Genomic DNA, 14,079 nt, shown 5'->3' with positions numbered 1-14,079 from the left:
GCTCTGCGTGAGAACGCCGGGAAACGCCTATTCGATCCGAATTCGGGCGGCAGCTCAACGGTCGAGGCTCTTAACGGGGCCCCCGAGCCGCCTGGGCCGGTTAGACAGGCTGCGCCGCAAGGTGGTTCACCGAATCCTTCCGGGGAGTGTTGCCTACGGGCAGCATCGGCCGCCCGAAAGGTTGGCCCCACGCCACCACGGCGGGCCCCGACGCGTGGCCGAATCACGACATCCAACGCCCCGTTTCCCGCCGATCGTACTGACCCCGCTGACCGTACCCACGGGGCGGTTGTAACGCGAGACCGCGCCGCTTGGTCGCCCTCATGGTAAGCAACACGTAAGCTACGTTCTGACAGAAGCGTTCCCTCAGGGACGCCGCGGCTTGAAGCGCCCCCACCACACGGCGACACCCTTCAGGCGCCTTACGACTCTGCCCGCCAAGACAGAACTACCTGCCATGACGTGTCGCGAACTCGCACAACACATCGAACAACTCCAGCCCGAGGCCTCTGCTCAGGACGTCGCGCGGCTGTGCCTGCTGCTCGCTAATGGCGAGGACGACCTCGACGCCCTGGCCGACCGTCAGACGCTGCGGGCGGCGTGGAAGGATGTTGGTCTGCGGCTACAACTGGCGACCGACCAGCACGCCGCGATGACGGGCGAGCTCGAAGACCTCGCGCAGAGCGACCCGCAGTCGTTCACCAAGGACCAGATCTGGGTGCTGATCCGCGCCATCAAGGTGCAGAGCCAGATCCTGCAGATGTACGTCGGCCAGCCGCTGCTGGACGTTTAGCCGCTGCCGCCGGCCGGCTACCACAGCCCCGGCACCATGATCATCGCGACCGTCATGTAGATCAGGATGCCGGCGATGTCGACGATGCCGGCCACAAACTGATTGCTCATCAACGCCGGGTCGAGGCCCATCCGCTGGAACAGCAGCGGCAGCAGCCCGCCGGTCATCGTGCCGCACATCACGACCAGCAGCAGCGTGATCGGCACCACCAGCACCTCCCACAGCGTGGGCACGGCGTTCACCGCCGAGGCCACGCCGTCGGCCGACTCGGGCACGCTGCGGGTTAGCATCACCGCGCACAGGTAGCCGATCGCCGCCAGCGAACCGCCCAGGCAGAGGCCCATCGCTAGCTCCTTGCGGAGCACCCGCCGCCAGTCGCGCAGGTTGACGTCGCCGGTGGTGAGGCCGCGGATCACCAGCGTTGCCGACTGGCTGCCGGTGTTGCCGCCGCTGGAGATCACCAGCGGGATGAACAGCACCAGCCAGGTCACCTTCTGGAAGTCCTCCTCGTAGCCCCGCAGCGCGAGCGCCGTGAGCAGAGCGGCGACAAACAGCACCGTCAGCCAGATGCCACGCTTCCACGCGAGCTGGTGCCAGACGGTCTCGAGATAGCCATCCTCGAGCGGATCGACCGACGCGCTGCGGTGGGCGTCCTCGGTGGCCTCTTCCTGCAGGACGTCGATGACGTCGTCGTGGGTGATGATGCCCAGCAGCTTGCGGTGGTGGTCGACTACCGGGATGGCGATGAAGTTGTAGTTGGCTACCTTCTCGGCGACCGCCTCCTGGTCGTCGGTCACCAGCACGGTCACCACGTCGCGCTGCATGAGGTCGCTGATCGGCGTGTCGGGCCGCGTGAAGTTGACCACCAGGTCGCGGGCCGAGACCAGCCCCAGCAGGTGATCCTGGTCGTCCACCACGTAGTTGTAGTAGACGGTTTCGAGGTCCTGCGACTGGCGGCTGATCGCCTCGAGGGCGTCGTGCACGGTAAGCGTCTGGGACAGCCGGGCCACCTCGGTGGTCATCAGCGCGCCGGCGGTCCCCTCGGCGTATCCGAGCAGCCGCAGGGTCTCGCGTCGGTCTTCCTGCGGGAGCAGCGGCAGGGTCTGCTCCATCACCTCCTGGTCGACCTCGCTCAGCAGGTCGACCCGGTCATCGGCCGGCATGTCGGCGATCAGGCGGCTGATCCCCTCCGGGCCGACGGTCTCGACGATCTCTACCTGCTTGGCTTCCTCGACGAAGCTAAAAATGTCGGCCCGCACGTCCGGTTCGGTCGCCTGCAGCACCTGCCACATCTCGATGGCTTCGAGGCCTTCCATGAACTCGGCGACCCGCGCCGGGTGCAGCGCCCCGCAGAACTCCTGCAGCCCGGTCCGGTCGTTCTCGGCCAGCATCTCACGTAGTTCGGGCAGGTAGAGCGTGTTGATCATCGTTTCGCGGGGGCGGGGCGTGGGGCTAGGGGGGCGGGGTGGCCGCGGGGCGAGCAGGCCGGCTTGGATTGACGCAGTGCTAGCTGCGAGTTAGTTTGACTGCACAGAAGTAGAGTTGTCACATGGGTTTGCGCCTAGCGTCGGCAGCACTGCCGGCGAACCACGCGTCCCTGGGGCGCCTCACCACGGCGACCCACCGCGGCGAAGCAGCAGGTGGGTGAGGCGACACGGTGGTCGGACACGGTAATCGATGGCCTGGTGGTCGATCGCTTGGCGGTCGACGGCTTGGCCCTGGCCTGCGTGGCGCCGGCCTGCGGGCGGCTCAGACTCTCGGCTAACAACGCCCACCAGCACCCAGTGCGGACGGCGGCAAGGGCGATCAGGCGTAGTGGACGCTCATTAAGCATATCATGGTGGACACGGACAAGCCCGAGGAAGACCGCCTGGTAGCCTGTCAGGCGAAGCTCAGCTACCAGTTCGCGGATCTCAACCTGCTCGAAGCGGCGTTAACGCACGCTTCCGGTGCCGATCACCGACTCGAGTCGAACGAGCGGATGGAGTTTCTCGGCGACGCGATCCTCGGCGGCGTCGTGTGCGAGCGGCTCTACCACATGTTCCCCGACTACCTGGAGGGGGACCTCACGCGGCTCAAGTCGGTCGTGGTTAGCCGCCAGACCTGCGCCAAAATTAGCCGCGGGCTGGGGCTCGACGCCTACCTGATCCTCGGCAAGGGGATGACCACCAACCCGGAAGTCCCCATGTCGGTCCTGGCCGACGTGTTCGAGTCGCTGATCGCGGCCATCTTCCTCGACGGCGGACGCGACGCCGCCGCCGAGTTTATCCTGACCCATGTGACGCCCGAGATCGAGTCGACCGCCTCGGGCGAGACCGGCGGCAACTACAAGTCGCAGCTGCAGCAGTTCGCCCAGCGCGAGCACGGCGTGACCCCGACCTACTCGCTGATCGAAGAGCGGGGGCCCGACCACTGCAAGTGCTTCAAAGTGGCCGCCCAGGTCGGCAAACGCCGCTTCCCGCCCGCCTGGGGACGCAGCAAAAAGGAGTCGGAGCAGCGGGCCGCCCAGAACGCCATCTGCGACATTTGCGGGGAACCCGCTCCCCACCCGCCCGACGAGTTTGCCGAACTGGACGCCGAGTAACCGGCCACGCGGCCGTGCGGGCGACGCGTTGTAGCGGCAGGTCCGGTTCTGCGGGCCAGCGGGCCCCTCGATTGCTTGACAGGCCCCGGTAGGCAGCTCATTCTCGGGTCTTGGGGCCGCTAGCTGCCGATGAGAAGCCTGAGGCGGTCCGCGCCCGCTATGCCCTCGACACTCCCTGGCCCGCCCCAGCAATGCGTATCTCTCCCCGATCCTCGGCAGCCGCGGCGATCCTGCTGCTCGCCGCGATGCAGATCGGGTGCGACCAGGGCGCGCGACAGCAGGGCAAGTCCGCCGAGCTCGGCCCCCGCAGCGTCTACGCCTTGGGCACGCTCCAGCCAACCAGTGGCGTGATCAGCATCACCGGCACGCCTGGCGACAAGCTCAAGTCGTTCGACCCGCAGGTGGCCGAGAACGAGCTGACCCCCGCCGACGGCAGATTGGGGGTCCTGGCGAGCTACGACGCCCGCCACGCCCAGCTCGAGGCCCTCCGCACCCGCCGCCGACTCGCCGAAGAGAAGCAGCAGGTTGACCTGCTGCTCGCCCAGGCCCAGCTCCGCGGCGCCCGCGCCAAGGTCAAACAGGCCGAGGCAAACCAGGCCGAGGCCCGGCTGCAGTCTGCCCAGGTCAAGAACCTAGAAGAGGCCGCCGCCATCGCCCGTGACGAGCTCGAGTCGATCGAGGACCTCCGCGAGTCGGACCCCGAGTTGGTCACCGAGCACCAGGTCCGCAAGCAGCGCAACCGGGTCGCCCGCGCCGAGTCGGAGGTCCAGCTGGCCGCCCAGCGGATCGCGCCGATGAGCGAAGCGGCCGAGGCCGCGCTGCAGGCCGCCCAATCGAGCGTTGAAGCGGCCGAGGTGAGCGTCGAGAGCCTGAAGAAGAACGGCACGCTTGACGCCATCGACACGGAGATCGCGGTCGCTCAGCAGTCGCTTGCCCAGTCGGTCCTGTGGGCGCCCGGCGCCGACACCAGCCACGCCGAGGGCGACGCCCCCACCGCCGCTCCCGACGAGCCCCAGCCAGAGCCGCAGCGATACACCGTCTTAAAGATTTTCACCAAGCCGGGGGAGATGGTCTCTCAGTTGCCGGTCATCGACCTGGCCGATGTTAGCGAGATCGAGTGCATCGCCGAGGTCTACGAGGCCGACGCCCAAGAGATCACCCTCGGCCAGGGGGCGACCATCACCAGCCCGGCGTTCAGCGGCCAGCTGAGCGAGGGCCTGCGGGGCGAGGTGCAGCACATCTCGCGGATGGTCGGCAGCCCCGGCCTCGACGCCCGCAACCCGCTGGCCCCTAAGGACCGGTCGATCGTCGAGGTGCGGATCGCGATCACCACCACCGACGAGGCCAAGCTCGCCGAGGCCGCCAAACGCATCGGCCTGCAGGTAACCGTCCGGTTCGATGCGAACGAGTCGGCGAACGAGGCCAAGGAGTAGCGGCTTCGGCCGGTTACTCGTCTTCTGCTTCTGCCTCGGGCTTGAACGCCAGGAGTTCGGCGATCGATGGGATCTCTGGTTTCGAGTTCATATAGCCTTTGAGCTGCGGCCACGTGACGTTCTGCGTGGACGTTTTATAGTCGTCACCGTGGATCTCGATCAGATTCACCGCGCCTGGCAGCGAAAGCACGTCACTGTTCGGCAATTCCACTGTCCCGGTGTGGTCGATATCGTCGCTCGACCACCTCGTGGTCACACGCGAATTCAGCGACCCACTGGTGCTGCGCTGGATGACGACAAAGTCGACCAGGCGCCTCGAAGCGTCGGTCCTGTCTTTCCGCGTTCCGTAAGTGTACGAGAAGACGGCGCCGCCATTCGTAGCGCCTGTGTGGCTTTCTATTTCTCGCGGCCCATACGACGCGTCGGACCACTGCACACCAGACAGCGCAATGGCGAGAACCGTGGTCGCAAGCAAGATTGACCTAATCCCAAACCGGTAGGGTTCGCTGGCCCGTCTTCTCTTGTCAAACCAATCGTTGGCCGCCTGCGTGTGCAGGCCTCGTAGGAGATAGATTGCCGAGCCAATCGCGAGCACCCCCAACGCGGCCCCGGGGAGATTTACTTCCCAGTCCTCCCATCCGAACAGCATCCACGGTAGCAGGGCGACCGCAGGAACGAGGATCAGCCCTGCGCACAGATCAACCAGCCAACGTGCGATCCAAGACCCCCGCCGCAGGCCATACCCGACGCCAAACGGCGCCATTGCCCACAGCAATCGAACGAGGCCATCCCCGCCCGACACGCCAAACTTCAACAGCGACTCAATTGCTGAACCAAGCGACAGGGCGCCGATCAGCAGACAGACGAGGAACGCGACGTAGACCGGCAGAGGTATTGGTTGCATAGTCGCCTAAGGCTCTTGCTGCGAGGGCCCGGTGGCGTGAGCAGACCGTCGTCCGGCCTCCTCGCCCCAGCGGCGGCCGGCAATCGTGACGTAGAGCTGTCCATATACTAGTGTGAACGCCGCCACGAAGACGCCGACCAGGATCGCCCAGCAGAACACCACGAACAACGCCAGCGGACCGCCCGGCAGGGCAAGCAGCGGGCACAGGGCGGTCGTGAGCAGCAGCAACTGCCGCAGCGAGAACTGTTTGGGATTCATGCCTGGTCCTCGTCCGCAGCGGCGCCGGCGATCGGTGGCGGCGTGTACGCGTCCCGCTCGGCGTTGTAACGCAGCCGGTCGAGCCCCGCGATGATCCGCTTGGGCCCGGCAAGGACTACCAAACCGAGCGTCACGTAGACGGCGGTCGAGATCAGCTCCCGCGGACCCGAGGCGGCAAGCTGCTGCCGCCACGACACGTTCGAGTAGGCCGCAACGGCGATGGCATTGGCGACGTACGTCAGCAGCGTGTGCACCGCCAGGACCAACAGGTACGCGCCGAGCAGCCGCAGCCCGAGCTCCAACATCCGGTCGGGCAGGTCCTGGGCGGTCGGCCGCGACTCAGCAGCGGAACCAGGATAGAACCGGGCGGCGATCGCCGGAGCGAACAGCAGCAGGAACAGTCCTAATCCGGTGTAGACGACTACCCACAGCAGGACAATGAAGAACTCAAACGGCGTATTCCCCCCGCTCGCCAGCGACGCAACCAGCATCGCCAGGTACGGCACGACGCTCGACAGCTGCCACACGCCCATCACCCGCAGGGCCAAACAAAACCACTCGCGGCTATTCATCCGACTCCTCGGATTCGCCGGTTTTCGTTTCGTCGATCTCGGCGAGGTCAAGCCGCGTCAGCGGCACGGATGAGAAGGTCTCGGTCTGGCCCCAGATCTCGGTGACTTCGGCGTCGGCCTCGAATAACTCAGGGGCCGGGGTCAGCACCAGATCGACCTTGTTGACCTCCGCTGGCAGCGAGTCGAGCTCCGCGGTCAGCAGGAACGGCGCCGACTCGTAGTCTTCGTCCTTCATAGTGTGAGCGATCCCCTTGCCAAGCGGGATCGACTGCTCGTCGATCTTCATCTCGACCGTGAAGGCGCAGGGAATCATCGGGGTCTCGTCGCCGAAGCACCCCGACATCCAGGGCGACCAGCAGCCGAGCAACTCGACACGTCGACGCTCGTCCTCCGCCCGCCAGACCCGCACCGATGAGACCTGCAGCACCTCGCCCACGCCCGGGTCCCGCGCGGCGTCGGTGACCAGCGCGAGGGCCTCGCGTTCTAGCGCTGCGACCTTTCCGAACTCCTTCGTGACGGTCGCCCGCCAGCGGCGGTGGACCTCCGGCGGCGCCTGGTGCGTGAGCGATCCAAGCGTTGGGCCGCCGTAGTCGTTGACGTCCCACAGCGACTCCACGTACGCGAGGTCCAGGTCGGCCGCGAGCTCGACCGCCTCGGTTCCCGGCGGCAGCTCGCAGGCGTAGACCCGCCGCGAGGCGGCGCTCGAGTACTCGTCGGCCAGGGCGGCTTCGGCCTCAAAAGGGGTCGCCGCGCCGTTCACGCGGACCTCCAGCAGGTTGATGGCCAGGTCGAACGGGGCGCCGGTCATCTCGCCGAGTTCGTTCCCCAAGTCGATCGTGAACCGGACTCGCCTCGCATTCAGGTCGACCGGCTTGGCGAGCCGGATCGTTGGGGTCTGGCCGTAGTACTCGTCGCAGATCGACAGCACCACCGGCTTCTGCACCAGGCGCCTCTTAAGCGAAGTCGCGAAGAACCCCGACTGGTAGCTCACGGTCTCGTCCCAGCCGCTGTTCTCGTCCTGGATGTGGTCGAGGAACAACGAGGCCACGTGATCCGCCTGCTCGGGCGTGAGCTGGTCCGACGCCGCCCGGCGCTCTAGCTCGTCCCAGACGTCGGAGTTGTAGTCGAGATCCTTGGGCAGCTCGGTGTGCACCAGGTAGCCGGTGCTAGACGCCAGGTAGGGCGAGGGCCGGTTGTCGATGAACCACTCAAGGGCGACAACCGATGACAGGCCCACCACTGGTATTAGCACGGTCACGGCGATGAGCCCCGCAAGCCAACCCCAACGCTGCTGCCGCGTCCGACGCCGCCAAGCCAGCACGGCGTAAGTTGCCAGCGCAATCAGCAGCGGCGCGACGAGCGACCCCATCGCTAACACGCCGAGGAACACGTAGTGGTCGTACATCCACAGCCGCCCCATCAGCCCCATGCCGGCGCCCAGCACCACCAGCGAGATCAGCCACCACTTCAGGCTGACGCGGAAACCGCCCGGGGATTCTTCCATGGCGTCGCCGGGCGGGGCGGCTTCGGCCGCTGCAGACGAGGGCCATTCAGAGGCGGTCCAATCGGATTCGGTCATGGCGGCGTCGGGTGAGGAGCGGGGCCGGGATTGCCGTTATGATAACAGCAACCCGCAATCCGATCGAACCAGCACGCCGCAGCAGGCGGCCGACACGGCCCCTACGACCGGCGTTCGCGGAACTACAATAGCAGATTAACGCGCCGCGACGCCGATCTGCCTCGACGGCGCCCGGTAGGACGCAGATACTGTTAAACGCGTCCTTTCGAAATCGCCCCATTCGCTCCCCATGCTCAACCAACAGCTCGCCTGGAAGAACCTGCTGCAGAACCGGGTGCGGACCGCGGTCGGCATGGCCGGCGTGGGGTTCGCGGCGATGCTGATGTTCATGCAGCTCGGCTTCAAGGGCGCCATCGAAAAGACCGCCACGCAGATCTACGACGCGGTCGAGTTCGACCTGATGCTCCGCTCGCCGGCCTACCTCCACCTGACCGAGGCCCGGGACTTCCCCCGCGCGCGGCTCCACCAGGCGGCCTCGCTGCCGCAGGTGCGGCGGGCGCGGCCGTTCTACATCGGGCTGAGCGTCTGGCAGGCGCCGAGCGAATCGGCCTACCAGCCGGGCGACCTGCAGAACGTCCCCGGCATGGGCCGCAGCATCATCACGATGGGCGTCGAGCCGGCCGACCCGCCGTTCTCGCGGCCCGACCTCCGCGCAGCGGCCGCCAGGCTGACCAGCGAGGAGTTCGTGCTGGTCGACTCCAAGAGCAAGCAGGAGTACGGCCCCAAGGACGGCAAGCGGTTCAGCGAGGAGGACGTCGGCACGGTCACGGCACTCGGCGCTCAAACCGTGCGGGTGATTGGGCTGTTCGAGCTCGGCACTGGCATGGCCAGCAACGGCGCGTGCATGGCGAGTCTCGACGGCTACCTGCGGGCCAACCCGTGGCAGGACCGAGAGGACATCACGCTCGGGCTGCTCTCACTCGCCGAGGGCGCCGACCCGCTGCGGGTGCGTGACGAATTGCAGACGCTCTTCGCCGGCGAGGACGTCGAGGTGCTCACCCGCGACGAGGTCCGGGCGCACGAAGAAGAACGCTGGATGGTGCAGACGCCGTTCGGGCTGATCTTCACGTTCCTGGTGGTGGTCGCGGTGCTGGTCGGCGTGGCGATCGTCTACCAGGTGCTGTCGAACGACATCGCCAACCTGATGAGCGAGTACGCCACGCTCAAGGCCATGGGCTACAGCAACCGCTACCTCTGCACGGTAATCCTGCAGCAGTCGGTGCTGCTGGCGCTGGTCGGGTTCGCCCCCGCCCTGCTGCTCTGCTGGCAGCTCTACGCATTGGTGGGTGGCTACGCCGGCATCCCAATGGTGATGACGCCCGGCATCATGCTCGGCGTGCTCGGCCTGTCGGTCGGAATGTGCGTCGCGTCGGGCGTGTTCGCGCTGCAGAAGTTGTTCAAGGCCGACCCGGCCGAGTTGTTTTAAGTTTCCAATTGCCACGAAAGCCATTAGCCGCGGGGCGTTAGCCCCCGGTTGAACGACCAAACCACCGCTGACACCCGAACGCAGTACAACTGCAGAGCTGAACATCAACTAACCGGGTGCTAACGCCCTGCGGCTGAAAACGGCCCCGAAGCAGCAAATACTTTTTGTGCCTTTTCCTGGCCGTCAAACTACCCAGAAACACGTCACGACCCCTCTTACGGCCTGTGTACAAGACCCCGCTAGCCTGGAAGAACCTGATGCACGACCGCCGGCGGCTCGCCACGGCGATCGCGGGCATCGGGTTCGCCGTGCTGCTGATGTTTGTGCAGGTCGGCTTCCAGAACGCGCTGTATGACAGCCAGGTGCGGCTGGTCGACGCGCTGGGTGGCGACCTGTTTATCACCAGCCGCGACCGGTTCGCCATCGCCGCCGAGACCCGCTTCCCGGTGCAGCGGCTGCTGCAGGCGCGGTCGCTGCCCGGCGTCACCGGGGCCTACCCGCTGTACAGCGAGCTTACGACCTCGGTCTTCAAGAACTTCGGCAGCCGCGCGTCGAGTAAGGGGCACCAGATCCGCTCGATGGCGATCGAGCTCGGCACGCCCGTCTTCCAAATGGATGGGCTCGCCGAGAGCCTGCCGCGTCTGCGGGGCCCGTTTACGGCGATTGTCGACCGGCAGAGCAAGCCGACCAAATTCGCCGTCCCAACCGACGACGACGCCCTGCTGGCCGAGGCCAATGTCGAGGTCAGCGACCAGCGGCTCAATCTTGTTGGCACGTTCGAGCTGGGGACCGACTTCGTCAACGAGGGCAACCTGATCATGAGCACCGCGACCTTCGCCAAGCTCTTCCCGCACCGCGTCCCCGGTGGCGACCCGCTGAGCGTCGTTGACCTCGGGATCGTCGACCTGGCCGAGGGCGCCAACCCCGAAGAGGCCCGTGACGCGCTGGCCGCGATGCTCGGCGAGCAGGTCAGCGTCTACACCCGCGAGGGCTTCCGCGAAAAAGAAATGAAGTTCTGGCGGAGCACCACGCCGATCGGCGCGGTGTTCTCGGCCGGCAAGGTGATCGGCTTCGTGGTCGGCGTGGTGATCTGCTACCAGGTGATCTTCAGCGGGATCTCCGACCACATGCCCGAATTCGCCACCTTAAAAGCGATGGGCTACCAGCGGTCGTACTTTGTCGGCCTGATTGTGGTCGAGGCGGTCTGGCTCGCCGTGTTCGGCTTCCTGCCGGGCGCGGTGCTCAGCACGGGCCTGTACCACTGGCTGGCAGACCAGACCGGGCTGTTGATGCAGATGACGCTGTCGACCCTGCTGTTCGTGTTTGTGATTACCGTGATAATGTGCGTCGCGTCGGGGCTGCTGGCGGTCCGCAAGCTGCTGACCGCCGACCCGGCAAGTTTGTTCTAGAGGCTTCGTCGCTGTGAGCGTCCGTATCATCAACCCAACGCCGAAGGCCGCGCCGTCTACTCCCCTCCCTTCCGGGGAGGGGCCGGGGGGAGGGTCTAACTGTCACAGGATGAGTTGCACAGCGGAGCAGAATCGACACCCTCCCCTAACCCCTCCCTAAAAGGGAGGGGGATTTGCTTCATGCCACTTGTGAGCGGCGTCGCCCCGAACCAGTTTTTGTGTCTTCTCGTGCCTTTTCGTGGCCATCCCCAGCCTTCAAGCTTGCGATAATCAAACCTAGATGATCACCGAGACCGACCAATCCGGCCTCCACACCGCCTACGGCCAGACCGGCAGGCCGACGGTCGCCGTGCGCGAGCTGAACCACTTCTTCGGCTCGGGCGAGCTCCGCAAGCAGGCCCTGCACCAGAACAACCTCGAGGTCTGGCCCGGTGAGATCGTCATCATGACCGGCCCGTCCGGCTCGGGTAAAACCACGCTCTTGACCCTGATCGGCACGCTGCGGACCGTGATGGAGGGGAGCCTCGTGGTGCTCGATAAGGAGCTGCTGAATGCCAGCAACACGCTGATCACGCAGCTCCGCCTACAGATGGGCTTTATCTTCCAGGCGCACAACCTGTTCGAGTCGCTCACGGCGTACGAGAACGTCAACATGGCGGCCGAGCTCGCCGGCATGGACCGCAAGCAGGCCGACGAGCGGATCAAGTACCTGCTGACGCGGCTCGGCCTCGGCAAGCACATCCACAAGAAGCCAAAGCAGCTCTCCGGCGGCCAGAAGCAGCGGGTCGCGATCGCCCGCGGGCTGGTGCACGGGCCGCGGCTGGTGCTGGCCGACGAGCCGACCGCGGCGCTCGACGCGACCAGCGGACGCGAGGTAGTCACGCTGTTCCAGGAGCTGACCCGCCAAGAAGACCACCCGTGCACCATCATCATGGTGACGCACGACAACCGCATCCTGGACGTCGCGGACCGGATCGTGAACATGGTCGACGGCCGCATCTCGTCGGACGTGTCGGTCAGCGAGGCCGAGGAACGCTGCGGCTTCCTCCGCAATATCACGCTGTTCCAGACGCTCACCCCGTCGACCATGCTGCAGGTGGCCGACAAGATGCAGGTGCAGGAGTCGCCCGCCGGCGAGACCGTCATCCGCCAGGGCGACCCGGGCGAGCTGTTCTACCTGATCCGCTCCGGCAAGGCCGACGTCGTGGTGCGCGACGCGCAGGGCGAGCGGACGGTCGCCAACCTGGGCGAGGGCGACTACTTCGGCGAGACCGCCCTGATCACCGACGAGCCCCGCAACGCCACGATCGTCACCCGCGAGGACGCCGTCTACTACACGCTCGGCAAAGAAGACTTCCGCTCGGTGCTCGACACGAGCCACACGTTCGAGGAGGAACTGCGGCGGGCGTTGTTTAGCCGGCAGTAGGGTCGCATTGCCAACTTGCACAGGACGATGAAGCCGGTGCAGGTTGGACGGTCCTTATTCTCGCCAAGGTCGTGACAACCTCAGCGCGCTAGATGCCTGCCCGATTGCCGTAGGAGCGTGCCAACGCGGTCGAAAAGCAGGTAGCTTGAGAAGGCCCGCGGCAGCCCGCTGGAAAGGCAGCCTGCTTACTGAAGGTCTCCTTCAATATGCCGGGCATACTGAAGAAGTTTCTGTCTAATAACAAGTTAGGCCATGAATACCAGAGCCAGAGCCAGAGCCAGAGCCAGAGCCAGAGCCAGAGCCAGAGCCAGAGCCAGAGCCAGAGCCAGAGCCAGAGCCGTGTTGGCGTTTCGCCAAAACGTGGCGTGGTAGCGTCCTGCGGTATCGTGACTCTGTCGGCTGCGTGCTCCTCACCCTTTGTGTTGCGCGAAAATGACAACTGAGTGCGGCGGGATCGATTCGGTTCGAGACAACTACCTTCAACGTTACGGCGAAGCCATACGCTCCTACCAGCGTGCGGGACGCAACGTATTCACGGAACTCTGCCTGGACGTTACGTCCGCAGTGCGCCGTCATTCCGTCTATCGCCTGATCGTGGTGGATTGCCTCGAAAAACTGCCTGACGGACAGACGAAGGTGATCGAGATCAACGTCGACCCAATTGACGCAAAGCTACCGGGACTCCCAATCGATGCACCCATTGTCTGGAATGGTGTCGAATTCCGCTGCGATATGGAGGAGTTCCCGGAAGCGTCCGTAATCTCCTGGGCTGAGCGGTGGATCTCGGACGAAAGCCCCCCTCTTGGCCCTCAAGGGCCTTGGACTGGAATCATCCACTCCGTTACCGAACCAACGCAGCGAGGAGACAGGATCGAGTTTTCTGTTGATTTTGGCAGCGCTCCAGTGACTGCCTTTTTCGAACTGGTCGGAATCCTGGCTGGGAGAATCCAAGCAGTCGGTAGCTATGCAATGGCCGCGGGAGGAGAGGCCTAACCAAGCGTTGGAGCAGACTTGCGATAGCGTCCTGCGGTATGGTGAGTCTGTTGGCTGCGAGCTGCTCAACTTTTACGTTCTGCCACTAACACGAAATTACTTCAAACTTCGCGACTAGATCAACCATATGCCATCACCGACACCCAGCGAACTCATCCCATACCTCAGCATCACCGATGCCGCAAAGGCAGTCGCGTTTTACGCCGATGTGTTTGGCGTTGCCCCATACATTCAGCTCAACATGCCCGACGGGCGTGTGATGCATTGCGAATTTCGCATTGGCAACGCTCGCTTCTTCCTCAGCGAAGAACTCCCGGAACATGGAGGCACGCCAAGCCCAACGCGACTTGACGCTACAAGTGTCGCGATTCATCTCTACGTCGACGACTGTGATGCAATGATCGAAACGATGAAAGACAATGGCTCGACTGTTCTAATGGAACCCACTGATATGTTTTGGGGTGAACGATTTGGACGTGTACGTGACCCATTCGGCCACGAATGGGGAATCGCAACTCAACTTCGTGAAATGTCGCCTGACGAAATTCAAGCAGCTGTCAAAAAGATGTTTGAGGAGATGTCTGAGTAGTTCGTGAGACATCAGCCGCAAGCACAATGTGGCATAACCGGGTAAGGGCCACCGTTGCCGGTGACCCTCCCCACACCACCTAGCATGCGGGTCCGCACTAGGCGGTTCGACGA

General features: G+C 64.9%; 13 protein-coding genes. 8 read left to right on the top strand and 5 right to left on the bottom strand.

Annotation, left to right across the window (positions count from 1 at the left end):
• The first annotated feature begins 457 nt into the window (after positions 1-457).
• A complete protein-coding gene (locus Pla123a_RS23105) occupies positions 458-793 on the top strand; it encodes a hypothetical protein (protein ID WP_146591482.1) in 336 nt (111 codons plus the stop codon).
• Between the two features lie 17 nt (positions 794-810).
• Here Pla123a_RS23105 and mgtE read toward each other — a convergent pair whose 3' ends face one another.
• A complete protein-coding gene (gene mgtE / locus Pla123a_RS23100; protein ID WP_146591480.1) occupies positions 811-2,220 on the bottom strand; it encodes a magnesium transporter in 1,410 nt (469 codons plus the stop codon).
• Positions 2,221-2,633: 413 nt separating this feature from the next.
• Between mgtE and rnc the strand changes: the two genes are divergently transcribed.
• Complete coding sequence (rnc, locus tag Pla123a_RS23095; protein WP_231956607.1) at positions 2,634-3,377, top strand: ribonuclease III; 744 nt, start codon at positions 2,634-2,636, stop codon at positions 3,375-3,377.
• Between the two features lie 191 nt (positions 3,378-3,568).
• Positions 3,569-4,810, top strand: coding sequence for a hypothetical protein (locus Pla123a_RS23090; protein WP_146591476.1), 1,242 nt, complete (start codon positions 3,569-3,571; stop codon positions 4,808-4,810).
• Positions 4,811-4,823: 13 nt separating this feature from the next.
• Here the strand turns inward: Pla123a_RS23090 and Pla123a_RS23085 are convergent, their stop codons facing one another.
• From Pla123a_RS23085 to Pla123a_RS23070, 4 genes are read right to left on the bottom strand one after another with little or no spacing between them, the layout of a single operon-like run.
• Complete coding sequence (locus tag Pla123a_RS23085) at positions 4,824-5,714, bottom strand: hypothetical protein (protein ID WP_146591474.1); 891 nt, start codon at positions 5,712-5,714, stop codon at positions 4,824-4,826.
• 6 nt (positions 5,715-5,720) lie between these two features.
• Positions 5,721-5,972 (bottom strand): hypothetical protein, encoded by a 252-nt coding sequence (locus tag Pla123a_RS23080; protein ID WP_146591472.1) that lies wholly within the window; start codon positions 5,970-5,972, stop codon positions 5,721-5,723.
• Positions 5,969-6,544 (bottom strand): hypothetical protein, encoded by a 576-nt coding sequence (locus tag Pla123a_RS23075; RefSeq protein ID WP_146591470.1) that lies wholly within the window; start codon positions 6,542-6,544, stop codon positions 5,969-5,971. Before Pla123a_RS23075 ends, Pla123a_RS23080 begins: the two co-directional genes overlap by 4 nt.
• Complete coding sequence (locus Pla123a_RS23070; RefSeq protein ID WP_146591468.1) at positions 6,537-8,123, bottom strand: hypothetical protein; 1,587 nt, start codon at positions 8,121-8,123, stop codon at positions 6,537-6,539. Before Pla123a_RS23070 ends, Pla123a_RS23075 begins: the two co-directional genes overlap by 8 nt.
• 229 nt (positions 8,124-8,352) lie before the next feature.
• On the opposite strand from Pla123a_RS23070, the gene Pla123a_RS23065 reads away from it, so the two are divergent.
• The 5 genes from Pla123a_RS23065 to Pla123a_RS23045 all read left to right on the top strand — a co-directional run bounded on the left by Pla123a_RS23065 (position 8,353) and on the right by Pla123a_RS23045 (position 13,966).
• On the top strand, positions 8,353-9,549 hold the full coding sequence (locus tag Pla123a_RS23065; protein WP_146591466.1) for an FtsX-like permease family protein: 1,197 nt from the start codon (positions 8,353-8,355) through the stop codon (positions 9,547-9,549).
• Positions 9,550-9,773: 224 nt separating this feature from the next.
• A complete protein-coding gene (devC, locus tag Pla123a_RS23060) occupies positions 9,774-10,958 on the top strand; it encodes an ABC transporter permease DevC (RefSeq protein WP_146591464.1) in 1,185 nt (394 codons plus the stop codon).
• Between the two features lie 280 nt (positions 10,959-11,238).
• Complete coding sequence (locus Pla123a_RS23055) at positions 11,239-12,384, top strand: ATP-binding cassette domain-containing protein (protein ID WP_146591462.1); 1,146 nt, start codon at positions 11,239-11,241, stop codon at positions 12,382-12,384.
• A 432-nt stretch (positions 12,385-12,816) separates the two neighbouring features.
• Entirely contained in the window at positions 12,817-13,377 is a 561-nt protein-coding gene (locus Pla123a_RS23050) for a hypothetical protein (protein WP_146591460.1), read from the top strand.
• A 127-nt stretch (positions 13,378-13,504) separates the two neighbouring features.
• On the top strand, positions 13,505-13,966 hold the full coding sequence (locus tag Pla123a_RS23045) for a VOC family protein (protein WP_146591458.1): 462 nt from the start codon (positions 13,505-13,507) through the stop codon (positions 13,964-13,966).
• Positions 13,967-14,079 lie beyond the last annotated feature (113 nt).

Origin of the sequence: Posidoniimonas polymericola (genome assembly GCF_007859935.1) — a bacterium.
GTDB classification, from domain to species: domain Bacteria; phylum Planctomycetota; class Planctomycetia; order Pirellulales; family Lacipirellulaceae; genus Posidoniimonas; species Posidoniimonas polymericola.
This window is presented reverse-complemented; position numbering and strand designations above follow the sequence as displayed.